The following is a 25430-nucleotide window of genomic DNA, read 5'->3' on the forward strand; positions in this document are numbered from 1 at the left end:
GACATGAAAAAGCGTTGATACTCGATTCTTATTACGAAATGAGTGTCAACGCTATCCTATTTTACATCACTTATTCCTGTTAAACTTCCATTACAAGGAACTGCCAGCCTTTTAAATGAATCATGGTCTCGTCATAAGATACTTCCTGATAGTTATTGATCAAAACTGTCTTTGGCATCAGGGGAAGAGGAACTTCCTGTGCGTCTTTTTGAAAATTTCCAATGATAAGGAGTGTTTTTGGCCCTTTTCGGCAGTAAGCCATAATATTCTTTTTATCCTCAAGAACAGGTTCTAAGGTTCCATAGATTATGGTTTCTTTCCATCTGGGGTGTTTCCTTAACTGGATCAGCTTTTTATAGAACATGAAAACCGAATGATCATGAGTCATCTGGTCAGCCACATTGATATCCCTATAATTAGGGTTCACCTTCAGCCAGGGAGTGCCTTTTGTAAAGCCTGAATTGGCCGATGCATCCCACTGCATGGGAGTTCTTGCATTATCCCTGCTGTAGCGGCTTACAATGGCCAGTGCCTCTTCCGGTGAGTGTCCCGCCTCCAGGGCGGTCTGGTACTGGTCAAGGGTGGCAATATCATCCACTTCATCAATGCCGGAAAAGACAGTATTCTCCATCCCGATTTCCTGTCCCTGATAAATAAAGGGGATTCCCCGGAGCATAAAGTTTATGCCGCCAAGCATCTTTTTGGCTTCCAGGCTGCATTCTCCTTCCGGAAGGTAATGGCTGACCCCTCTTGGCTCATCATGGTTTTCAATGATGTTGGATAAAAATCCGGTAGTACCCACATGCCTTTGGGCGGCAAAGCAGCAATGCTTATAATCTTCCGGAGTAATCGCTTTGGCATCATACCAGCCCTTTTCACTTCCACCGAATATGGTTTCATTAAAATCAAATTTACTGGAAAAGTAACCATTTTCACCGATGAAGAATTCTAATTCTTCCGGCTTTTCATCAAAGACCTCTCCAACGGTAAAGGCATCATGAGGTGTAAAGCAGCGGTCCCGCATTTCGCCTAAAAACTCACCTACTCCATTGGCATTGGACAGCATTTCCTGGATACTGCATAAACCATCTGCCCGGTCCGGTTCATAATCCTGTAAGGGAAGGGCCTTTTTTATATTAATGATTGCATCGATTCGGAAACCGCCCAATCCTTTATCCAGCCACCAATTGATATTTTTATAGACTTCCTCCCGGACTGCTTCATTTTCCCAGTTTAAATCCGGCTGTTTTTTATGGAACGAGTGGAGATACTGCTTATTGGTACCGGGAATATCGCTCCATACAGAATTCCCAAAGTAAGAACGCCAGTTGGTAGGTGATTTACCGTCTTTTTTCTCACGGATATAAAAGTAGTTTCCATATTCGCCATCCGGATCGGCGCACGCCTTTTTAAACCATTCATGCTCGTCGGAGCAATGGTTGACTACCAGATCCATGACGATATACATCTCTCGTTCTTTCGCTTTTTCAATGAGTTCCTCCATATCCTCCATGGTCCCGAACCTGGGGTCTATGTTGTAATAATCGGCAATGTCATATCCCTGATCGGCAAAAGGGGAAACGTAAATCGGGGAAAGCCATAGGATATCCACACCTAAGTCTTTCAAATAATCCAATTTACGGATGATCCCCTTTAAGTCTCCAATGCCGTCCCCATTGGAATCCAGAAAACTCTTTGGATAAATCTGATAAGCTGTTTTATCATGCCACCATTTCTTAGTCATCGTATGTCAACCTCTCTTTTCAGTAGTAGCCTTATTCTACCTCTCATAACAAGATTTGTCTTACACTTCTATGATTAAAAAATTCACTATTTTGACTTTTCTTTCCGATATTGTAAGGGAGTCGTGCCGGTATACCTTCGGAATATTTTCAAAAAATTTCCAAGGTTAAAAAAACCGGAATCCAGGCATATGTTCATGACCGGGAGGTCAGTGGTTTCCAGCAAAGTGATTGCCTTCCGGATCCGGTAATCATTGATGTATTCAGTGGGAGTCCTGCCAAGGGCCTTTTTAAAAAAACGGCAGAAGTACTGTTCATTCATATTGGCAAGGGAAGCAAGATCACGGATATAAATCTTTTCCCTGTAATGGTTCCTGATAAAGGTAATGGAGGCTTTGATCAGTTCTACCCGCGTATCCGTGTTGCGGTGAGAATCGGAATATAGGTGGAATTGGAACAAAGTGGCAAGCATTTTAAGAAGCGAAGCTTTGATCTGGAGCTGGGAGATAACAGCTTCAAAAACGTCTTCCTGCTGCTCTAAGCCCTCCTCTCCTCCAAAGGAATCAGTCACATTCGTAAAACAATCCAGGATAGAAGCATAAGACGGATGATCTGGATGAAGGCATCTGGGAAAGGAAAGCTCATTGTTTTTCAGTGGATTGATTAAGTACATCTGAGCGGAGTCATAAGCGTCAAAGCTTAAAAGCCCCGGCTGGAACACGATGGCATGCTCCTCTTTTAAGCTTTTGGATTCACTGATGATTCCATGAAGCTCCCCAGGATTGATAAAAAAAATACATTCATCCTTAATTTCATAGGACTCCATGTTGACTAATAAGCGAAAATGCCCCTTAAGGAAGTGGATCATTTCAATTTCCTCATGCCAGTGATGCTTTACTAAAATGCCCTTTTGCGCTGATTGTGTCCGGTAGATTCCACAGGGAAAAGAACTGGTACCATGGGGACGTCCCTCTTTTAATTTGGATTTTGTCTCTGGATTCATGATTATCCTCATTTCCCGGCCGCTTTTATGCCTTTTAGTCAGGCGGATATTCGCGATCCGCTTCGCTGCCTGTTCGGTTAAACATACGGTATTTTACGTGTATCATAACACAGGGAGGGAAAGGGATTCAAGCAAAAGCGTACTGGTCAAGAGGTTATGTTTATAGTACACTTAGTAACATAACCCAAGCCTAATACCAGGAGGAATACTATGATCAGACGATTCCGCAGATTATCTTTTCAATCCAAAATACTGCTTACCTATTTGCTCTTACTGCTGTTTACCGTGGTTATTTTTGCCATCTGCTATATTCAAGGGGTCTCTTCTGCCCTTACCTACAACATTGAATACATGAAACAGTCTAACCAGCAGAAAAACATGAACTTAGATATTGCCATGGGAAATAACAGCTCCTTAAATCTTCTGCATTTAATCGATCCCAAGATCAATGTCATACTCCATGAAAAATCCAGTAATATGTCCCCCAAAGACCGTTATGAAAGAGACTATTATATGCAGACCGTTCTTAAAATGCTCACGGTCATCAATCCCCATGTCCAAAGAATAACCATCCTGACATCTGCCGGAGACACTTATTGCAGCATAAACAATATATCAGAAGATTATATAGAAAACGCATGGAATACCATCGAAAGTGTCGATTGGAAAACAAAGAGCCAGAAGTATTATACAATCCCTTATCCCCAAAAAATAGGGAATACCGGTTATTCCCTGTTAACGGTATACCACCAGCTATCGGATATCGGTGAGTATAAAACCTATGGATACCTTCTGGCAGACTTGGATTTTGGATCCATTGCAAAAGATTTTAATTCCACAGATGCAGCCGACGGTCTAGCATCTTCCTTTGCTATTGTATACGAAAACCAGGTCATCTATAATTCCAGAAACGCCTGCATCAATCTGGAGACCGACCTTTCAGAAAAGGAAAAGCAGGAAGACTTTCCTCATCTGGAGCAGATTGAGGCCTCCGGAAAGGGAGCAGGGGAGCTTTATCTAAATGGTACTCTCTGCATTGCCGCTGTTTTAAAAAATGAATCCACCGGCTGGTATCTGGTGCAGTATATCCCAAAGCATCTGCTGATTAACACCAGTATGGAAAGTATGTTAAATGTCATGGCATGGGTGATGCTTATCCTGACTGCAGCCGGGATCTTAAGCTTCATATTATCCAAACAGGTCAGCCGGCCGATTAAAGCTCTGGCAGAAACCATGAACCAGGCAAGGCAGGGAGAAGTAAAGCTTTTAACAGGATTAGAGCCCAGGGAAGATGAAATCGGCAACTTAATTGAAATCTATAATGAAATGGGAAAGAGGATCAATGACAGCATTACCAAACTGTATATTATGCAGATCAATCAAAAGCAGACAGAGCTTAAGATGCTTCAGTTCCAGATCAATCCCCATTTTCTTTATAACGCGCTGAACACGGTTACAGCCATTGCCAGGCTGGAAGAAATTGAAGAAATCCCTGCAATTACAGAAAGTCTGTCGGATATGTTCCGCTATAACATAAAAGGGACTGATTTTGTAACAGTTAAGGATGAAGTGGTTCAGCTAAAGAACTATATCCGCATCCAGTCCATCCGGTTCCCCGGGCGCTTTGCCGTGAAGTATGATATCCCCGGGGAATACGAAAATAATGGGGTTATTAAATTCATCCTGCAGCCCATTGTGGAAAACTCCATACAGCATGCGTTTAAGGTAAAACGGGACCAGGACTATTTAAAGATTTCCGTATCACCGGATTCGGAAGATTACCTTTTGATCTCCGTGTACGATGACGGGTGCGGTATGCCAAAAGAGAAGGTGGATGAATTAAACCATGCATTATGTAATACAAAAACCAACACCCTGTTGGGAGAGGATGGAGCAGGCATCGGATTAGCCAATGTAAATGCTAGGCTTAAAAACTTTTATGGAGAAGATTGCGGAATTGTGGTGGAAAGCCGGTACGGAAGCTTTACCTGCATTCACATGCGGATAAAGCGAAATAAGGAGGGGTAGAATGAAGGTCATCATTGCGGAAGATGAATATTACGCAAAAAAAATGCTCGTTAAGCTTTTAACTAATATTGATATGGATATCACCGTATGTCTGGAAGCCGAAACCGGGAAACAGGCGGCTGATTATCTTGCCGGCAAGGACGCAGATCTTGTGATAACCGATATCCGCATGCCGGAAATGGACGGGCTGTCCCTTGCAAAATATGTGGAAGCAAACTGCCCGGCAACGGATGTAGTTATCGTAAGCGGCTATTCGGATTTTAACTACGCCAAGGAAGCGATGAAGTATGGGGTCCGGTATTACCTTACCAAACCGGTAAAACCCGAAGAACTGGAAAAGGCCATATGGGATATTACAAAAACCAGAGAAGAAAAGAGAATGCAGCTTGAGAAGCAGGTGGACCGGAGGCTTTTGCAGGAATCCCTCCAATATGTGAATATCTCCGGCATTCTGGCAAACCGGGCATTGATGGATACCTTCCGTGATCTGTGCGGCGGACAGCTAAAGGAACGCTTCTACCAGATGCTCTTATTACAAGGGAAACAGCGTATGAGCCGTGAGGAGGCAAAGAGGCTGGCAGAGTTCTTAGAATCCGCATCAGATCACGGCAATATCCAGGTCTTTTATTTCCAGCAGCCGGACGAGGTGATTGCCATGAAGTTTGACGGTCAGGAGGTGCTGTGGGACCAAAAGCTTTTCCGCCGGATAAAGCAGGAACTGCCCCATAGGGAATTAGAAATTACCTGCGGGATAAGCAGGATCTACAAAGGGGAAGAACTGCTTGGAGACGCTTACCGGGACTGCGTTTATGCCATCAACGGAAGACTGCTTGATGAAAAGACCAGAGTGTTTGAATATGAACCGGAGCTTTCCATGGAACAGATCTTAACACAGCAGGAAGAACTGTCGATTTACGAAAGTGTGATGAAGGGAAGCTACCAGCAGGCAGAGGCTGCTCTCCGTCAGTTTTTTGAAAAATGTACGGTGGGAGGTTGGAATGTATATTCCTTATACAGCGGTATCATGCAGATTTTTTCTGTAATCAGCAGAGCCTATTGCAGCAGGGAGGCTTCTTCTGAATCAGAAGAGGTAAACCGGTATCTTTTGTTTTCCTTCAAATCAGATCTATATCAGTTCCGGACCATGCAGGAGCTTGAGCGGTATATGTTTAAAATTCTGGAAAACACCTGCGGCTCCCAGGTGGAAAAAGGAAGCATCATCGAGGAGATCAAGAATTACGTATCCTTAAACTTCCGTTACGAGATTTCCTTAAATGAACTGGCTGCCCATAAGTATTTTATGAATTCCAGTTATTTAAGCCGACTGTTTAAATCAGAAACAGGGATGAATTTTTCCAAATACTTAATCACCTACCGCATGGAACGGGCAAAAGAGCTTTTAAAAAATACGGTTTTTAAGATAAGCGAAATCGCCGATTATGTAGGCTATAATGATACCTCCTATTTTATCCACACCTTCAGACGCCTTTATCAAATGACCCCCGAGCAATATCGCGCCCAGGAAGAAAAAAGGTAAAAAATGTTTTACGAAACATCTCAGATACCTTATATAGGCGGCCACGTTTTGTTTTGTATAATGGAATTACCAAATAACAGGAAACAGAAAGGGCGAGGATGAAGTATATGAAAATGAAAAAAATGTTGGCAGTAGGTTTGACCTGCTCCTTAGCAGCGATGTTGGCTGCAGGATGCAGTGAAGCAGGCAAAACCTCAGGCAAGAGTTCCGATTCCGGAGTTGCACACCTGGAGTTTTTCTCTTCAAAAATGGAAAATGTATCCACCATGCAAAAACTCGTGGACAAATTCAACAAACAGAATACCGATGTACAGGTTACCTTAAATTCCCCGGCAGATGCGGGAACTGTATTAAAAACCAGGATGACCAAGGATGATTTGCCGGATATCATAGCCTATGGCGGTGATAACATCTATACGGAACTTACGGAAGCAGGGATCTTATTGGATTTAAGTGACCAGGAGGTTTTAAAGACCATAAACGATTCTTATATGCAGATGGTCTATGATATCAATGGGGATAAGGCGGAAAAGGCATACGGCATCCCATTTGCTTCCAATGCTTCCGGTATTATCTATAATGTTGATCTGTTTCAGAAAGCAGGTGTAACGATTCCTGAGACTTGGGATGAGTTAATTGAGGTATGCGAAAAGCTGACCGCAGCAGGCATCCAACCCTTTGAGTTAAGCTTTAAGGATAACTGGACCATCCTTCCATCATGGAACTCCCTGGCACCGGCAACACAGCCAGAAGGGTTTTTAGAGGCAAAGAAAGAAGGAACAGCCACCTTCCTCGGCACCCATGAAGAAGTTTTGGAAAAGTACAGCAAGCTGGTGAATTATGCCCAGACAGATTTTATGGGAACTTCCTATGATGACGGCAACCGCAGCTTTGCAAGTGGCGAAGCCGCAATGTTGATTAACGGCGTGTGGACCGTACCTGAAATCAAAAAAACCAATGAATCCATCAATCTTGATATGTTTGCTTATCCGGCAACCAACGATAAGAGTAAAAACAAGGTTGTATCCGGTATCGATGTCATGCTTATGGTGACAAACCAATGCAAAAACCCGGAAGCTGCCAAACGTTTTGTGGCATTTATGCTGGAACCGGAAAACAGTCAGCTTTACATAAACGAGCAGTTTGCATTTTCTCCGGTGGAAGGCGTTGTACAGAAGGATGCTTCGGTGGCCGGCCTGGCAAAGGATATCGCAGATGGAAAGGTTACGGATTTTGTAGACCATTATTATCCCAACGGTTATAATCTGTCCTCTATTTTATCCGAATTTTTCTTAAACAAGACAAATGGTATGGATGAAAACGAGAACATAGCTGCAATACTGAAAAAATGTGATGAACAATATGATATCCTCAATACCCGTTAAGCCTGGTAAAAGGAGGATAACGCATTGAAAAAACATAGAAATAACCACATCAGTCCAGCGTTCTACCTTATGGTGGTTCCCATGGCAGCACTATTCTTTTTACTCCATACGGTTCCCTTTCTAAAGGGTATCTTTTACAGCTTTACGAACTGGAAAGGCTATGGGAACTGGGAATTTATCGGGTTTAAAAATTTCCTGCAGTTTTTTAAGGATCCTTCCATAAAGCAGGCCTATGGCTTTACCTTTCAGTTTGCGCTTTCCGCCACTGTCCTTGTCAACGTTTTAAGTCTGGCGCTGGCATGCGGGCTCAATGGAAAAATTCTGGGAAAGAATTTCTTAAAGGCGCTGTATTTCCTGCCATATATGCTGGGAACGCTGATTATCGGTTTTGTATTTAATTTTATCTTTGGCAATATTATTCCGGGATTTGGAAAATCGGCGGGCATCGATGGGCTGAGCGTAAATATCCTTGGTACCAGCAAAGCATGGCTGGGGGTTTTGTTCGTTACTGTCTGGCAATCCATGGCCTTTAACACCATGATATATCTCTCCGGCCTTCAGACGGTGGATAAGGATATCTATGACGCGGCATCCGTTGACGGTGCCGTTGGCCTCCAGCGGTTTATCAAGATCACCTTCCCACTGATTGCTCCTTTTTTCACCATCAATATGGTATTAAGTGTTAAGAGTTTTCTTATGGCATTTGACCAGATTATGGCAATGACAGGAGGAGGACCCGGAACCGCGACCACTACGATCTCCATGTTGATTTATAAGAGAGGATTTGACGGCGGACAGTTTGCTTACCAGTCAGCCAATGCCGTTATTTTATTTTTGGTCGTGGCATCAATTTCCGTATTCCAGCTGAAGATCTTAGAAAAAAGGGAGGCGAAAATAAACTGATGAAAGAGAAAGAAAAGACCAATTGGCTCCTGACAATCCTTCTGTCAGTAATCGCTGTTTTCGTTATCCTGGGCCCCCTTTATATTACTGTGGTAATTGCCTTAAAGTCACCGTCAGATATGGAACATATACTGGCACTTCCGACTTCCCTGCACTTAGAGAATTTTTCCATGGCATGGGAGCTTACCGGCTATCCCAGGAAGTTCCTTAATACATTTTTTATCACAAGCATCAATCTGGTGTTTACCATCCTGACCAATTCCATGGCGGCTTATGCCATTATACGGAATAAGGATAAAAGCAGATTTTTCAATCTCATGTATTATTATTTTGTCAGCGCCATGTTTATCCCTTTTAATGTGATTATGCTTCCCCTGGTAAAACAGGCCTCCTCTTTTCATTTGGATAACATCTATGGGATCACATTAATTTATATTATATTCGGACTTCCCATGAATACATTTCTTTATTCGGGACATATCAAATCCCTGCCTGTGGCATTAGAGGAGGCGGCGAGGATCGATGGGGCGGATACGTTCCAGACCTTTTGGCGCATTATATTTCCGCTTCTTAAGCCCATGAGCGCAACGGTGGCAATCCTGTCCTTTATGTGGACCTGGAATGACTTCCTGATGCCCCTGGTCTTGTTAAGCGATGCAAGCCAGCAAACTTTGCAGTTGGCCCAGTATGTGTTTAAAGGCCAGTTCTCTACACAGTATAATCTTGCCTTTGCCTCGTATTTAATGGTACTGCTGCCAGTTTTAGCTGTATATGTTTTTTGTCAGAAATGGATCATCGCAGGAGTTACAAGCGGTTCTGTAAAAGCTTAACGGAAGGAAGAAGAAAATGGACAGAAAATGGTGGAAACAAGCGGTTATATATCAGATTTACCCCAGAAGCTTTCAAGACAGCAACGGGGATGGGATCGGAGACCTACAAGGGATTATCTCCAGACTTGATTATTTGAAAGAACTTGGGGCAGATGCTCTCTGGCTCTCCCCAGTCTATTGTTCCCCACAGGATGACAATGGTTATGATATATCCAATTATCAGGATATTGATCCAATGTTCGGGAATTTAGAAGACATGGAAGAACTGATTGAAAAAGCAGGAAGCCGTGGGATCCGGATTATCATGGACCTTGTTTTAAACCATTCTTCCGATGAGCATCCATGGTTTACAGAGGCGAAAAAAAGTAAGGATAACCCCTATCATGATTATTATGTGTGGAGGGATGGTGTGGAAGGAACTGCTCCAAATGGATTAAGAGCCGCTTTTGGAGGCTCGGCCTGGGAGTGGGTTCCCGAACTTGGGCAATACTATTTCCATCAGTTTTCAGTGAAACAGCCGGATTTAAACTGGGATAACCCAAAGGTACGCCTGGAGATCCGGGATATGATCCTTTGGTGGATGGAGAAAGGAGTCGGCGGATTCCGGCTGGATGTCATCGATTTAGTTGCCAAGGATCCTGACCGGATGATCACGGCAGATGGGCCAAAGCTCCATAAATTAATACAGGAATTAAGCAGGGAGACCTTTCAGAAGGGAGATTTAGTCACTGTAGGGGAAGCATGGAGTGCAAATCCAGAAAATGCCATGCTTTACAGCAATCCGGATGGCAGTGAGCTTTCCATGGTATTCCAGTTTGAGCATATCTGCCTTGACCATAAAAAGGGTGGAGAAAAATGGGACTTAGCCCCTCTCCCATTCCTGGAATTAAAGCGTGCCTTATCCACCTGGCAGGAATCTCTTTGCTGCAAAGGCTGGAACAGCCTGTTCTGGAACAACCATGATCTGCCGAGAATTGTATCCCGCTGGGGAAATGATAACGAATATCGAATAGAATCTGCCAAAATGCTGGCAATTCTCCTTCATGGAATGCAAGGCACCCCCTATATCTACCAAGGCGAAGAACTTGGGATGACCAATGTAAGATATGATATAAAAGACTACCGGGATATCGAAACTTTAAATATATACAGGGAAAGAACCGGAGCCGGATATAAAGAAGCGGACGTCATGGAGTCTATCTATGCAAAAGGCCGGGATAATGCGAGAACACCGATGCAGTGGAATAAAAGCAGGGAAGCTGGATTTACGGAAGGAATCCCCTGGATTAAGGTGAATCCAAACTATCCGGAAATTAATGCAGAGGCCGCAATGGCAGATGAAAACTCTATTTTTTGCCACTACCAGAAGCTGATTGGGTTAAGAAAAACCTACGACGTATTCGTAGATGGGAAATACCGGCTTCTGATGCCGGAGGATCCCGATCTATTTGCCTATACCCGTACGCTGGAAGAAACTACTTTGCTTGTAATATGTAACTTTTACGATAAAACAGTTAATTTGCAGCTGCCTAAAGAGCTTGACCATGAAAAAAAGCAGTTAATCAGCTCTTATACGGATGAAGGCCTTACAGATGTGCTTAGGCCGTATGAAGCCAGAATGTATCTGATCAGGTAATTGAAATGAAGAGAGCCGGAAACAGCTCTCTTCATTTTTTTATCAGCCATGGGTATCTTTTACTGGCACTCATTTAGTTCTTCTAATACCTGGCTCATTAAATATTCAAATACCACAATCACCCTTGCATAAAAATAATTGGACTGCAGATTCCGGTCATCCAGCGTCTTGTCATCCAGAATCGGAATATTGACTGTAGACGTACGTCCAATATAATTGCTCTGTTCTCCTGTAAATGAAACGATATCCACCTGATTTTCATTTGCATAGTCAACAAGCTTTGCAATGGTATCTGTTTCTCCGCTCTTGGAAACCACGATAACCAAAGATGCACCAAGACGGTTCTTATCATATACTGCATAGGCATTGGTCTTAATAACCCGGAAACCGGTTACCAAAAGCTTACGCTCCATATATTCCGCCAATGGGGAGGAAAATCCGGTTGCAGATACCAAAATAATATCATTTCTGTGTTTTTTTAACTGGCTCATAAAATCATTTAGCAATTCATCTGGTATATCGTTGATAAAGCTGGTAATATCCGACAGCCTTTCTTTATTTTTCCTGTGACTTGTAATCATGAAATTAAGACGGTATATCATATCGGTATATCCGGTATATCCCATCTTTTTTGATAATTTAATGATCGTTGCAGCAGATACAAAATTTTGGTTTGCAACTTCACGTACTGCCATATGAAGTACCTGTTGATTGTTTTCCAGAATATAATTCAATATCTGGGTTTCCGTATCTGTCAGCTTGTATTTATCCGCCAGTTTATAAACATCAAATTTCATATCGTCCGCTCACCTTATTCCCTTCCGTTTTATGATATCCCCTGCTGTCAATATCATTCATTCCACTGGTCCATCAATCGGTGACCACAGACAACACCTCTGCCACAAGCTATACACTTCAGGCGAACAAGAAAAAAGACAGGCTGTCAGGTACTTCCTTTCAGCCTGTCTTTCTGTCTTAGACCTCTGTCGTGATAAATATATCATAAATTGCCTTGATCGCTTCCTCAAAATCCGCGTTCTTTACGCCTATGATAATGTTGAGTTCACTGGACCCCTGGTCAATCATTTTTACGTTTACCCTGGAATGGGCAAGGGCCGAAAAGATTCTTCCGGCAGTCCCTCTGGTTGCCTTCATGCCCCGGCCTACCACAGCGACCAGCGCAAGGTCTGATTCCATCTCAAGAAAATCTGGTTCTACCGCCCTGTGGATCCCTGCAATGACAGACTGCTCATAATCTTCAAATTCTGACTGATGGACAAAAACAGTCATGGTATCGATTCCCGACGGCATATGCTCAAAGGAAATGCCGTACTTTTCAAATACCTCCAGCACCTTTCTCCCAAAACCGACTTCAGCATTCATCATGGCCTTTTCAATGTTAATGGAGCAAAAGCCCCTCTTACCCGCAATTCCCGTAATGGTATAATGAGGCTTCCTGCAGGTGCTCTCCACGATCATAGTTCCTATGTCATCAGGCTTATTGGTGTTCCGGATGTTGATGGGGATTCCTTCTTTTCTCACCGGGAAAATAGCATCCTCATGAAGGACACTGGCTCCCATATAGGCAAGCTCTCTTAACTCCCGGTATGTAATGGTCTCGATGACCTCAGGATTCTTGATGATCCTGGGATCTGCCACCAGGAAACCGGAAACATCCGTCCAGTTTTCATACATATCCGCATGAATGGCCTTTGCAACAATGGAGCCTGTTATATCGGAACCGCCTCTGGAAAAGGTCTTTATAGTTCCGTCCTGCTTTGATCCGTAAAAGCCCGGGATCACAGCCCTCTCCACATGTTCCAGGCGCTCTCCAAGCTCCGTATTGGTAAGCTCCGCATTAAAACTACCGTCTGCATCAAAGAAAATCACTTCAGCCGCGTCAATGAATTCGTAGCCTAAGTATTCCGCCATCACCATTCCATTTAAGTACTCTCCTCTGGAAGCCGCATAATCACGCCCTGCCTTTTTAAGGAAATTTTCTTCAATGGTTTCAAACTCATGATCCAGATTCAGATTCAGATCAAGTCCGTCAATGATCTCCATATAACGTTCCTTGATTTTTTCCAGAATCTTCTTATAGCTTTTCCCATCTGCTGCCCCATCATAGCACTGGTATAACAAATCAGTCACCTTTTCATCCTTATCATTTCGTTTGCCTGGTGCGGATGGCACCACAAACCGTCTGCTCTTGTCCCCGCGGATGATGTCGCCAACCTTTTTAAACTGCTTTGCGCTGGCTAAAGAGCTTCCTCCGAATTTCACAACTTTTTTCATGGGCTTTTCTCCTCTGATACAGGTTATTATTACATATTTAACGGAAATAATATCCTAATTGCTATCAGCTGTCAAGTATTTTTCTTAATTAATGCATAATTTTCCATTTTTTTGCATAAACTTACTCTTCCATCTCCCGGTTGATCTTATCCTCGCAGGAGCGCATTGCCAGAATGGTTTTTTCAAACAGTTCATCAAGAGTCCAGCCCAGATTTTCTGCACCTGATGCGATCACTTCCCTGGAACAGCCTGCCGCAAACCGCTTGTCCTTGTATTTTTTCTTCAGGCTGGAGACTTCTAAGTCCATAACGCTTTTAGAAGGGCGCATCCTGGCCGCCGCTCCGATAAGCCCGGTCAGTTCATCGGCCGCAAACATGATCTTTTCCATCATATGCTCCGGCTTTACCTGGGAACAGATGCCGTACCCATGGCTGCATATGGCATGGATGAGCTCCTCCTCCGCACCGATTTCTGAAAGAAGCTCCGGAGCCTTTGTACAGTGTTCCTCCGGGAATTGTTCAAAATCCACATCATGAAGAAGTCCTGCGATTCCCCAGAATTCTTCCTCTGACCCAAATCCCATTTCTCCTGCGTACCAGCGCATTACCCCTTCCACGGTCAGACCGTGAAGCAGATGAAACGGTTCCTTATTATATTTCTTTAGTAACTCCAGTGCCTGTTGTCTTGTGATTGCTGTTTTCATAGCTCCTCTTTTCTCCTATTCCATAAAATTTTAAGCCTATCGGTTCCTTCAAAAGGACCCTATGCTGCTTTCTCCTGATACAAGGATTCCGTTTTCTTCCAAAAGCCTTGCGGTTACGCCGTCTCCCGGAGCTTTTGTCCCTGTAAACGTCCCATCGTAAATGGTCCCATGGCCGCATGACGGACTCCGCTCCTTTAAAATCGCCCGCTTACAGCCGTAAAGCCTGGCAAGCCTCAAGGTTTCTTCTGCTCCCTTTAAAAAGCTGTCCGTCACGTCTTTTCCTGACCGGTCTGCCACACGGATCCCTTTATGATTCCCGGTTTCTTCCCGAACAAGCTGCTCCGCAGGCTCTCTGGGTGTTCCCAAACCTCCAAGCTGCTCCGGACAGACAGGTATGAAGTTATATTTCTCCATAAGCTTGATGAGGCTCTCCTGCATGCCGTTTCCGCCGTCATAGCGGCAGTTTACTCCAAGCAGGCAGGCACTCACCAATATGTTTTCTTTTTCCCCGCTCATTTTCCGCCTCCACCATATATTGTTCACATATATGTGTAAAAAAACATCCTCCAGGCAAGCCCAGAGGACATCTTTTTTAGTCTTTATTTATTATAACATATGAGACAAAATTTGCAATAATTTTAAAGTTTTTAATATTTTACCAGGATATAAAAAAATAGTTAGAAAACACTAAAAATCACCTTTGTTTCTTTACTTCATTTATAGATATTTTCTATAAGTAAAGAGGGTAAAACCTCCTGTTTATGCGAAATAGCGGGTGTTCTAACTTTTTTTGTATATAACTAAAAATTTTTTATATTTTCATGGAATATGAATTGTTTTTATAACATTTATATGTTAAAATGTATGTGGAAGCAGAAATACAAACGCCATTTTTTAACAAAATTATATAAAATAGTATTGGAAAAAAAATGTGCGGGATTATATATTACCAACTAAGTTTATTAGAGAGAGAGGTATTGTCATGTATGTAGTAAATGTCAACGGTAACGATTACCAGTCAGAAGAAGATTTAACATTAATGGATTTTCTTAGAAACAGGCTTGGTATCACCTCCGTTAAAAACGGATGTAAGGAAGGTGCCTGCGGGACATGTACGGTAATTGTGGATGGGAAAACAATCCGCGCCTGCATACAGAAATTGTCCAAACTGGAAGGCAAAAAGATTCAGACCATAGAAGGGTTTACGCAGAGGGAACGGGATGTCTTTGTCTATGCTTTTGCGGCGGCAGGAGCTGTACAGTGCGGCTTTTGCATTCCGGGCATGGTAATCAGCGGCAAATGCTTAATTGACCAGAATCCCAATCCAACCAGAGATGATGTAAAGCAGGCGATCCGCACAAATATCTGCCGTTGTACAGGCTACACAAAAATAGAAGACGGTATTTTACTTGCAGCAAAAATGTTCAATGAAAATTTAGAGGTTCCTGAACTTAAGCAGACCGCTGCAATTGGGGAAAGAACCTGCCGCGTGGATGCAGAGGCAAAAACACTGGGTACTGCCAAATATGCGGATGACTATTATCTGGAAGGCATGCTTTACGGAAAGAACGTGTTCACCAAATATGCACACGCTAAAATTAACGGAATCGATACCAGCAAGGCTCTTGCAATGCCCGGCGTAGTCGCTGTCTATACGGCAAAGGACATACCGGGGGATAGGTACATCGGCCATCTGGCACATGACTGGCCCGGTATGATCGATGTAGGCGAAGACACAAAATGCGTCGGCGACACCCTTGCCATAGTCGTGGCTGAAACGTTAGAACAAGCAAATGCGGCAGTGAAAGCCGTAGAAATAGATTGTGAAGAATTAGAGCCAATCCGCTCCCCAAGGGAAGCCATGGTTCCAGGCGCTCACCAGGTTCATGGCGAAGGCTTTATGCATTTTGGCAAATTCAGAACTCCGGTAAATAACTTACTTGACCATGAAGAGGTAAAACGTGGTGACGCGGAGACAGCCCTTGCAAATTCCAAGTATATCGCAGAAGGCACCTTCTACGTTCCGCCAACAGAGCACGCTTTCATGGAACCGGAAACTGCTGTTGGTATCCCTGACGGTGACGGAGTTAAGGTAATTACCGGAGCACAGGGTATTTATGATGAACATCACGAATTAAGTGCATATCTTGGCATTCCTATGGAGAAAGTAAGAATTCAGAGTGCTTATGTCGGCGGCGGCTTCGGCGGAAAGGAAGATATGAGCGTTCAGCATCAGGCTGCTCTTTGTGCTTACTTATCCAAGAGACCTGTTAAAGTATCCTTCTCCCGTCAGGAAAGCATTAATTATCATCCGAAGCGTCACGCCATGGAAATCTACTGCAAGATCGGCTGTGATGAAAACGGTATTATACAGGGAATGAAGGCAAGACTTCTCTCTGATACGGGAGCCTACGCTTCTTTGGGGGGTCCGGTACTTCAAAGAGCCTGTACCCATGCGGGCGGACCGTATAATTACCAGAACGTGGACATCGAAGGTGATGCTTATTATACCAACAATCCACCTGCAGGCGCATTCCGCGGATTCGGCGTAACACAGTCCTGTATGTCAACGGAAGCTTTGATCAACCAGTTAGCGGAGCAGGTGGGAATTTCCGGTTGGGAGATCCGTTACCGCAATGCCATCAGACCTGGCCAGTCCCTGCCTAACGGGCAGATCGCCGATGAAGGAACCGGTATGGTGGAGACCCTGGAAGCAGTAAAAGAAGATTTTGAAAAATACGAAGCTGATCCCAATTATTTTGTAGGTATTGCATCTGCTATGAAGAACGCAGGAATCGGTGTGGGCCTTGCAGACGTAGGCCGCTGCATCTTAAGAATACGCGACGGAAAGGTTGTTACAGGCTCTTCCGCTGCTGCCATCGGCCAGGGACTTCAGACCATAACCTTACAGATGGTCTGTCAGACCACAGGTCTAGCACCGGAAAAAGTAGAGGTAGGACATCCGGATACAAAATACACACCGGATTCCGGAACCACCACCGCATCCCGCCAGACCGTATTTACAGGAGAAGCAATCCACATTGCCGCCATGAAATTAAAAGAGGATTTGGATGCAGGACTTTCCTTAAATGATTTGGAAGGCAAAGAATACTATGGCGAATTTGATTTTAAAACAGATCCTATCGGCAGCGACAAACCAAATCCAGTTAGCCATATTGCTTATGGATATGCAACACAGCTTTTTGTTCTTGACAACGAAGGTAAGGTTGTAAATGTAATTGCAGCTCATGACATAGGCAAAGCCATCAATCCTCTTGCCGCAGAAGGACAGGTGGAAGGCGGTGTTGCAATGGGTCTTGGTTATGGACTGACAGAGGACTTCCCATTAAAGAACGGCATTCCTCAGGCTAAGTTAGGTACTTTAGGCCTCTTTAAAGCACCTCAGATGCCTCCTGTCGACGTACGGTTCATTGAAAAGAATCCATCTGATGTAGCATTTGGAGCTAAAGGTGTGGGCGAGATCGTATGCGTTATGGGAGCACCTGCTTTGCAGAATGCTTATTTCAAGAAGGATGGCGTATTCCGATATAAACTTCCTTTGGACGATACGTTCTACCGTAAACCAAAGCCTGCAAAATAAAAAGATACCAGAATACCCAAAAAAGGGCGGAATGATTACCGCCCTTTTTTATTATAAAAGCACGAGTCAGCAAGAGGGAGTAATCATATGATAACAGGATTTTATGAAGAATTAAAAAATGCCGATAAAAACACCAGCTTATTTAACCTTACAATCATCGAAGGAAAGGGGCTCGGAGCCAAAGCCCTCTGGTCGAATGGAGAATTTATCTGCAGGCAGGGAGATGAAAAAGCTTTCGATGCTTTTTCAGAGGATTTAAAGAACATTGACAAAACCCAGACCATTAAATCCCAGGAAAGCACTTTGTTCTGCGAATTTGTAACAGGGGAAAAGTACATGGTGGTGTGCGGAGCCGGTCATATTTCCATCCCCATCATCAGAATCGGAAAAATGCTGGGATTTCACGTTACGGTTATTGATGACCGGTTATCTTTTGCCAATACCGCTAGAAAAGAGGGAGCTGACACCGTTATTTGCAAGCCCTTTGGGGAAGCCTTAGAGGAAATAGAGGGAAGCACAGGCCATTACTTTATCATTGTCACCAGAGGGCACCGGTATGACCAGGACTGTTTATCCCAGATCATAGGCAAAAAAAATGCCTACATCGGCATGATTGGAAGCAGGGTCAGGGTAAAGCTTGTAAAGGATTATCTAGAAGAAGAGGGAATCAGCAAACAGCTGCTTGACCAGGTTTACACTCCCATCGGACTAAAGATCAATGCCCAGACCCCGGAGGAAATCGCCGTGGCAATTATGGCTGAGATCATTCAGGTAAAAAACGAAAGCAAAAAAAGCTTTGGCTATCCAAAGGAAATCCTTGACGGGCTAACTTTAGCAGAGTTGTCTGATATGCCAAAATCCCTTGTAACCATTGTTTCCAGAAAAGGCTCCGCTCCCCGTGATGTTGGATCAAAAATGGTAGTCATGCTTGACGGGAGCACCATCGGTACCATCGGAGGCGGTTGTGTGGAGTCAGAGGTGTGCTCCGCTGCAAGAGAGGTTGCCAGGGATAAAAAGCCGGTTTTAATGAAAGTTGACATGACTCCGGGCAACGCAGAGGACGAAGGCATGGTATGCGGAGGCATCGTAGAAGTATATATTGAGCCGGTTATAAACTGACCGGACAAATTGGCCTTTAAAAAACACAATGACATTTTCCCGAAAATATAGTATACTTCAAAGGATGGAATAGAACGAACGAAAGAAAGGAAGGCTGCACCATGTATTGTGTAAAAACTATTAAAGATGACTTGTTCTGGGTTGGAGGAAGTGACCGCCGTCTCGCCCTGTTCGAAAACGCCTACCCCATTCCGAAAGGGATTTCCTATAACTCCTATGTCCTGCTAGATGAAAAAACCGTTCTTTTTGATACCGTTGACAGGGCCATCACCGGACAGTTTTTGGAAAATGTGGAAGCAGTTCTCGGCGGACGGAATCTGGATTATATCATTGTAAACCATATGGAACCGGACCACTGTGCCACCTTGGGGGAAATGGTCATAAGATATCCGGAAGTAAAGGTAATCTGCAATGCCAAGACAATCCCCATCATCAACCAGTTTTACGAATTCGGCGTTGATTCCAGAGCTGTCATCGTAAAAGAGGGGGATACCTTCTGCTCCGGCAAACATACCTTTACATTTTATATGGCTCCCATGGTCCACTGGCCGGAAGTAATGGTCACCTACGATACGACGGACAAGGTTCTTTTTTCAGCCGATGCCTTTGGTACCTTTGGCGCTATGAACGGTAACTTATTTGCCGATGAAGTGAATTTTGAACGGGAATGGCTTGATGAAGCCAGAAGATACTATTCCAATATTGTAGGAAAATACGGGCCGTCTACCCAGACCCTTTTAAAGAAAATTGCCGGTCTCGACATCCAGATCCTTTGTCCTCTTCACGGACCTGTATGGCGTTCCGACATTTGCTGGTATATGGACAAGTATATTAAGTGGAGCAGCTATACTCCGGAAGAAAATGCCGTGATGATCGCCTATGGTTCCATCTACGGAAATACGGAGAATGCCGCCAACATTCTTGCATGCCGCCTGGCAGAACGCGGCATCCGCAATATCGTCATGTATGACGTATCCAACACCCATCCGTCTGTGATCATATCAGAGGCATTCCGCTGCAGCCATCTGGTATTCGCTTCGGCCACCTATAACGGAGGAATTTTCAGCAGCATGGAACACCTGCTTCTGGACATGAAAGCCCATAACGTACAAAACCGCACCGTAGCCCTTATGGAAAACGGTTCCTGGGGTGTCATGGCAGGCAAAAAAATGACTGAGATCATTTCAGAGATGAAAAATATGAACATACTGGATCAGACCATTACCATCAAATCCTCTGTAAAAGAGGACCAGCTGGCTGAAATCGGTGCTTTGGCTAATGCCATTGCAGAAACTATTATAAAATAAAACAAGTAAGAGCAAGGGAGATGGCAGAGAACCGCCCGGTACCTTGCTCTTTTTTCTATTGCCTTGAAGTTATATAATGATTTTCTGCGCCTGTTTTCAGGATTTTTGCCCCGTTAAAATACTTACCTTCAGTTCCGGTGCAGATCTCTTCTTATAATCACCGTCCCATATGATTCTATTTCGCCCTTCCCTGAAATCTCCCCAAGCAGAACCGTTCCCTGTGAAAGGCAGTCTAAAAGCTTCTGTACCAGCACAAGGGGTGTTTGACTGAAATTCTGCAAAAACAAATACTCATACTGTTCCGATTCCCTGGAAGTCACCTCAAGCGCTTCCGGTATCATCCCTTCCACAAGAGGTTTGATTCCGGCTTCACAAGTCACCTTCCAGAATAAATCATCATAAAAATCCTGCCCGGCATCAGCGCATACATAAAAGGCAGTTCCATTCCCATAGTGATTTTTTGTAAGGGCCGGTAATCCCTTATAAAAATCATTTTCATATACCATAAGAGCCTCTGCCCCTTCCAGCCTCACCAGATCACAGAGATGGCGGCACTCATACCGATCTCCTTTTTCCCCGGATGCAGGAACCATATAATTACTCTCCCAGTCATAAAGACCGTCGATTTCCGCGCTGCGAAGCCCTGCCACCTCCCGGAGTCCATGGGGAACGCCTCCTGGAAAGCACCTGTCTGATTCATCCACAATTCCGGTCCAATAGGTAGTTACCAGTTGTCCCCCATTACGGACAAACTGTTCTATTTTCTCCTCAATTTTGCTGCGGTATAAGTAAAGCATGGGAGCCGCCACAAGCCGGTAATCCTCCAGGCTGTCCTCCATGGTGATCACATCCACATTAAATCCCAGCTTTTTTATAGCACTGTAGACCTTTACACAGGTCTCATGATAATAAAGCCCTTTATTTCTGGGACCTTGGGCGTCTTCCATTGCCCAACGGTTTTCCACATCATAAATCAGGGCTGCTTTTGGACGTATTCCTGTCCCGGCCAATTCCCCCAGAAGGGCAAGCTCTTCTCCTATGCGGCTGACCTCCTCAAATACTCTTGTATCTGTCTTTCCATAATGATCAATGACAGCCCCGTGGAATTTTTCAGAGCTTCCCGGGCTTTGGCGGATCTGGAAATACAGGACACTGTCCGATCCGTGGGCAATGGCCTGCCAGGAGGCCAGCCTTAATAAGCCCGGCTTTTTAAGCTTACTGACTCCCTGCCAATTTGTGCTGCTGGGACAGGATTCCATGAGCAGAAAAGGTTTCTTCTTTAAGCTTCTCATGAAATCATGCTGCATGCCGTTGTCCCTGGCCGTAAGAATTTCCTTTTCTTTGTGCCACAGGGGATAGGTGTCCCAGGAAACCACGTCCACTGCCTGAGAAAGCTTCCGGTAATTAAGTCCCTTATAGTCATACATAAAATTGGTGGTAACAGGCTGTTCCGCTCCCCCTTCCCGTAAAGAGGCGGCCTCCCACCGGGCAAAATCCATAGTCTGATCCGTCACAAACCGCTTCCAGTCCAGGTTTAATCCATGTACGATGCTCTCTCCTATGGCTGAGGGGCTTTCCACCTGGTCAAAAGATTGGTAGCCATGACTCCAGAATGCCGTGCACCAGCTCCTGTTTAAGCGGCTGATGGAGCCATACCTCTTTTCCAGCCATTTCCGGAACGCGTCCTGGCACAACGGACAGTGGCATTCACCGCCGTATTCATTGGAAAGATGCCAAAGCAGAACCCCTGGATGGGATCCAAACTCCTTTGCCAGCCTTCCATTGATCAGCCTCACCTTTTCCCTGTATACAGGGGAGGTGTAACAATGGTTATGACGTCCACCGAAACGCTGGCGCCGCCCTGTGTCATCTACCCGCAGCACCTCCGGATATTTGTCTGCCATCCATTTGGGACGGGCTCCGGATGGAGTCCCAAGAATGGTAAAGATTCCGTTTTCATACAGCCGGTCCATCCGTTCCTTTAGCCAGGAAAAATCAAATTCCCCTTCCTCCGGCTCCAAAAAGGACCATGCAAACATCCCCATGGTAACCATATTGATCCCGGCCTTTTTCATATATTCCAGATCCTTTTTAAGGATCTCAGGCTCATAAAGCCATTGTTCCGGGTTGTAATCCCCTCCATGCCATATAACAGGATTTTTCATATTTTCTTACTCCTTTCCTTCAAAAAAATACCGCAGCCGATTCCATATCCGGAAACCGGCCGCAGCATCTGATGTGATTTGTTTTATTTTACTGCTCCTGTGATACCCTCTGCAAAACTTCTCTGCAGCAGGAAGAAAACGATAACCGTGGGTATGGTGCAGACCAATACGGCCAGCATGAGGATTCCATAATCGGTCACATATCCTTCCGTTAAGTTAGCCACAAGCATTGGCATGGTGATGCTTCCCGCATCGGACATGATCACCTTGGGCCAAAGGTAACTGTTCCAGGCACTCATAAAGGTAATGGTCATGGCCGCCGCATAAGTGGAGCGCATGGTGGGCAGAAACATCCGGTAGAAAATCTGGAACTCACTTAGCCCGTCAAGCCTTGCTGCCTCCATGATATCCGATGGAAAAGATCTTGCGCTCTGACGGAACATCATGATCAGAAACGGGGTTGATATGGTGGGAAGAATAAATCCCAGGGTACTGTTTAACAGTCTTGCACTTGAAAACATCCGGTAAAGGGGAATCATGGTCGCAGCAAAAGGAACCATCATAGCCAGAAGGATCACACTCATGACCCGGTCCTTTGCCTTGTCATGAAAGACCTCAAACCCATAACCTGCGATGGAACAGACCAGCAGGGAGATAAGCGTCATGATAATGGAATACTTAAAGGAATTTCCAAGGGCAGTGGCAACGTTTTGGGAAGCAAACAGCTTCTTAATATTGTCAAAAAGCGCTGTTCCGAATATCAGGGTCCCTCTGGTCACATCCACACTTTTATTGGTAGCCGCAACCATCATCCAATACAGAGGAAACACTGAGATAACAGAAACAATGGTCAAAAATACATATACAAAAAGCTTTTTTCCCTTAGTCACGTTTATCACCTACCTTCAGCTGTATAAATGCAAGAACTGCCACCAAAATCAGGATTAAGTAGGACATGGAAGCCGCATACCCGAAGTTTGGCACGTACTTGAATGATACATTGTAAATATAGTGGGACATGGTAATGGTGGAATTGGCAGGTCCGCCGTTGGTCAAGTTCACAGACTCGTCAAACAATTGCAGCGTACCGTTGGTGGACATGATGGCCGTCAGCAGGATGGTCGGCTTTAAAAGCGGGATCGTGATCCGGAAGAAGGACTGAAACGGAGAGGCTCCGTCAATTTTTGCCGCCTCATATACGGAATACTCGATGTTCTGCAAGCCGGAAAGATAAAATACCATGTTATAGCCCGTCCACCTCCAGATCAGGGCCAGGATGATCACAATCCTGGCAGAGTTTGGGTGACCCAGGAAGTTGTATCCTGTAGACAATATCCCAAGCTTTATGAGGACGATGTTGACCAGGCCATCCACCGCAAACAGGGAACGGAAAATCACCGCATAGGATACCAGGGAGGTGGCACAGGGCAGAAAAATCGCGGTACGGAAAAGCCCCTTGAACCGAAGATCCTTATTGTTAAGCATGGAAGCCAGGACCAAAGCCGATATCAGCATGATGGGAACCTGTATGATCAAGTAGATAAAATTGTTTTTTAAAGCCTGCATGAAAACAGGGTCCTTGAACATTCTTACATAATTGGTCCCGCCCGTCCACTTCATAGCCGCACCGATTCCCGTCTGAAAAGATAGGAACAGTGCCTGGATCATGGGCAGAAAACTCATAACCGCAATCAGGATGACCGCAGGCGTTAAGAACATCCAGCCCGCAAGGCTCTGCTTCTGGCCTAAGGACAGCTTTTTCTTTGAATTTCCCACTAAAAATGCCTCCTCCCTCTTATTTATTATTTGCCCATGGCAAACTTAACCGTATCTTCTGCGGTCTTAATCTCAGCATCAATGTCTGCTCCTGATACCAGATGGGTAATAGCAGTTGCTACCGCATCACGGGCCTCATAATAATAAACACCTGTATTATTGGAAGGAACCTTTGATGCGAATTCCGTGATCTGGGCATATACCGGTTTTCCTCCGAAAAACTCCTGAGGCTCCCCATAAACCTTGCTGTCCGCTGCAGGAAGATAGGTTGCCAATGCTCCGGACTTTGGAAGAATTGTCTCATAGAATGGAACGCTTCCGGCAAAGGTCTTTGCCAGGAAATCCGCAGCCAGCTCCGGATTCTTGCTGCCAGCAGTTACTGCCCAGCTGGATCCTCCGTTGTTGGAGTAATTGGTTGCATCATCTACTCCTTCAAGCTTCGGTATATTGGTAATCGCCCAATTGCCGGACTGGTCTTCTGCGGTCTGAATGCTCGCCATGATCCAGCAGCCGTTAATGGTTCCTGCCACAGTGCTGTTTGTCATAGTTCCCACATACTGATCCCAGTCATTGACTTCCACAAGCACGCCGCTCTTAACAAGGGAAACATAGGTCTCCATAACCTTTTTCAGCTTGTCATTCCCAACCATGCTGGGGTTCCCGTCCTTATCAAAGAGACTTCCGCCTGCAGACTGGAGCATGATCATGATCAGATCAGACTCACCGGCTGTACAGGATAACAGAGGCTTTCCTGTCTTGGCTAAAATCTCCTCGCCCATGGATTGATACTTGCTCCAGGTAATATCCGTAAAATCTGCTTCCGTATATCCGGCTTCTTTTAACACATCGGTACGATAGGCAGCAATCGCAGCTCCATTGTCAAAGGGAACACCGTAATTTTTCCCTTCCACAACGGAGTAGGCCGTTTTAGCCTTTGGGAACCGGGAATAATCAACTCCGCTTCCAGTCAGATCCTTAAATGCATCTGGATAGCTGATTACATTCTTCTGAAATGCATTATCCTGCATCAACAGAATATCCGGAAGAGTATCCAGGTTTTTGGATGTGGCCGCTGTTGTCATCTTGGTCTGGACGTCAGCCCAGGGTGTCTCCACTACATTCAGCTTAAAATCCGGGTGGTCCTTCTGGTACACCTTTGCCGCTTCCTCCATGGCATAAATGTTAAATGCGGGATCCCAGCACCAGACAGTCAGTTCGTTCGCGGCTTTTGCCCCATCTCCCGTCTTCTGCCCTGTGCCGCCGGAACTTCCGCAGGCTGTTAAGGAAGCCACCATGGCACCGGCCAGTAATATGGATGCGATTCTTCTCTTCATAGCAAAACTCCTCCTCTTTCATAAAAAATTGGCTCGTATGATTCTATTTTTCTTTCGAAAGATTTC

General features: G+C 44.8%; 19 protein-coding genes. 9 read left to right on the forward strand and 10 right to left on the reverse strand.

The genetic code is table 11. The annotated features are described in order from the left end of the window. Window positions 1-79 precede the first annotated feature (79 nt). Both AC27IJ_RS11555 and AC27IJ_RS11560 read right to left on the reverse strand, forming a co-directional pair. Window positions 80-1744, reverse strand: coding sequence for a glycoside hydrolase family 13 protein (locus AC27IJ_RS11555; RefSeq protein WP_487148920.1), 1665 nt, complete (start codon window positions 1742-1744; stop codon window positions 80-82). A gap of 86 nt (window positions 1745-1830) precedes the next feature. Further along, complete coding sequence (locus AC27IJ_RS11560; RefSeq protein WP_312500619.1) at window positions 1831-2745, reverse strand: helix-turn-helix transcriptional regulator; 915 nt, start codon at window positions 2743-2745, stop codon at window positions 1831-1833. Between the two features lie 210 nt (window positions 2746-2955). Here AC27IJ_RS11560 and AC27IJ_RS11565 point away from each other — a divergent pair, with 210 nt between their 5' ends. The 6 genes from AC27IJ_RS11565 (at window position 2956) to AC27IJ_RS11590 (ending at window position 11064) form a co-directional block, all read left to right on the forward strand. Continuing rightward, a complete protein-coding gene (locus AC27IJ_RS11565) occupies window positions 2956-4773 on the forward strand; it encodes a sensor histidine kinase (protein ID WP_312500618.1) in 1818 nt (605 codons plus the stop codon). Window position 4774: 1 nt separating this feature from the next. Beyond that, a complete protein-coding gene (locus AC27IJ_RS11570; protein ID WP_312500617.1) occupies window positions 4775-6310 on the forward strand; it encodes a response regulator in 1536 nt (511 codons plus the stop codon). A 107-nt stretch (window positions 6311-6417) separates the two neighbouring features. Then, window positions 6418-7695, forward strand: a complete 1278-nt coding sequence (locus AC27IJ_RS11575; protein ID WP_312442599.1) for an ABC transporter substrate-binding protein — start codon at window positions 6418-6420, stop codon at window positions 7693-7695. Between the two features lie 24 nt (window positions 7696-7719). Next, window positions 7720-8598 (forward strand): carbohydrate ABC transporter permease, encoded by an 879-nt coding sequence (locus AC27IJ_RS11580; protein ID WP_331655657.1) that lies wholly within the window; start codon window positions 7720-7722, stop codon window positions 8596-8598. After that, a complete protein-coding gene (locus AC27IJ_RS11585; RefSeq protein ID WP_312500615.1) occupies window positions 8598-9428 on the forward strand; it encodes a carbohydrate ABC transporter permease in 831 nt (276 codons plus the stop codon). The genes AC27IJ_RS11580 and AC27IJ_RS11585 overlap by 1 nt, the downstream gene beginning before the upstream one ends. 16 nt (window positions 9429-9444) lie before the next feature. Continuing rightward, window positions 9445-11064, forward strand: coding sequence for a glycoside hydrolase family 13 protein (locus AC27IJ_RS11590; protein ID WP_487148927.1), 1620 nt, complete (start codon window positions 9445-9447; stop codon window positions 11062-11064). Between the two features lie 59 nt (window positions 11065-11123). Here AC27IJ_RS11590 and AC27IJ_RS11595 read toward each other — a convergent pair whose 3' ends face one another. The 4 genes from AC27IJ_RS11595 to AC27IJ_RS11610 form a co-directional block, all read right to left on the reverse strand. Next, window positions 11124-11861, reverse strand: a complete 738-nt coding sequence (locus AC27IJ_RS11595) for a MurR/RpiR family transcriptional regulator (protein WP_312442593.1) — start codon at window positions 11859-11861, stop codon at window positions 11124-11126. Between the two features lie 178 nt (window positions 11862-12039). Further along, window positions 12040-13359 carry an aspartate kinase gene (locus tag AC27IJ_RS11600; protein ID WP_312442591.1) on the reverse strand — a complete coding sequence of 440 codons (1320 nt, stop codon included), beginning with the start codon at window positions 13357-13359 and terminating at the stop codon, window positions 12040-12042. Between the two features lie 121 nt (window positions 13360-13480). Next, window positions 13481-14062 carry a hydrolase gene (locus AC27IJ_RS11605; protein ID WP_312442589.1) on the reverse strand — a complete coding sequence of 194 codons (582 nt, stop codon included), beginning with the start codon at window positions 14060-14062 and terminating at the stop codon, window positions 13481-13483. A 48-nt stretch (window positions 14063-14110) separates the two neighbouring features. Further along, complete coding sequence (locus tag AC27IJ_RS11610) at window positions 14111-14578, reverse strand: 2-thiouracil desulfurase family protein (RefSeq protein WP_312442588.1); 468 nt, start codon at window positions 14576-14578, stop codon at window positions 14111-14113. A 466-nt stretch (window positions 14579-15044) separates the two neighbouring features. On the opposite strand from AC27IJ_RS11610, the gene xdh reads away from it, so the two are divergent. The 3 genes from xdh (at window position 15045) to AC27IJ_RS11625 (ending at window position 20089) form a co-directional block, all read left to right on the forward strand. Further along, the gene (gene xdh, locus AC27IJ_RS11615) at window positions 15045-17663 is read left to right on the forward strand and encodes a selenium-dependent xanthine dehydrogenase (protein WP_312442586.1); all 2619 of its coding nucleotides are present in this window, start codon (window positions 15045-15047) and stop codon (window positions 17661-17663) included. 87 nt (window positions 17664-17750) lie between these two features. Then, on the forward strand, window positions 17751-18782 hold the full coding sequence (locus tag AC27IJ_RS11620; protein WP_312442584.1) for an XdhC family protein: 1032 nt from the start codon (window positions 17751-17753) through the stop codon (window positions 18780-18782). 101 nt (window positions 18783-18883) lie between these two features. Then, complete coding sequence (locus tag AC27IJ_RS11625) at window positions 18884-20089, forward strand: FprA family A-type flavoprotein (RefSeq protein ID WP_312442582.1); 1206 nt, start codon at window positions 18884-18886, stop codon at window positions 20087-20089. Window positions 20090-20217: 128 nt separating this feature from the next. Here the strand turns inward: AC27IJ_RS11625 and AC27IJ_RS11630 are convergent, their stop codons facing one another. From AC27IJ_RS11630 to AC27IJ_RS11645, 4 genes are all read right to left on the reverse strand, one after another. Continuing rightward, window positions 20218-22254 carry a beta-galactosidase gene (locus AC27IJ_RS11630; RefSeq protein ID WP_487148932.1) on the reverse strand — a complete coding sequence of 679 codons (2037 nt, stop codon included), beginning with the start codon at window positions 22252-22254 and terminating at the stop codon, window positions 20218-20220. An 83-nt stretch (window positions 22255-22337) separates the two neighbouring features. Then, complete coding sequence (locus AC27IJ_RS11635; protein ID WP_312442577.1) at window positions 22338-23144, reverse strand: carbohydrate ABC transporter permease; 807 nt, start codon at window positions 23142-23144, stop codon at window positions 22338-22340. Further along, complete coding sequence (locus AC27IJ_RS11640; protein WP_312442575.1) at window positions 23137-24030, reverse strand: carbohydrate ABC transporter permease; 894 nt, start codon at window positions 24028-24030, stop codon at window positions 23137-23139. The genes AC27IJ_RS11635 and AC27IJ_RS11640 overlap by 8 nt, the downstream gene beginning before the upstream one ends. A 26-nt stretch (window positions 24031-24056) precedes the next feature. Further along, complete coding sequence (locus AC27IJ_RS11645; RefSeq protein ID WP_312442573.1) at window positions 24057-25364, reverse strand: ABC transporter substrate-binding protein; 1308 nt, start codon at window positions 25362-25364, stop codon at window positions 24057-24059. Window positions 25365-25430 lie beyond the last annotated feature (66 nt).

The organism is Lacrimispora sp. YZC11, from assembly GCF_057543815.1.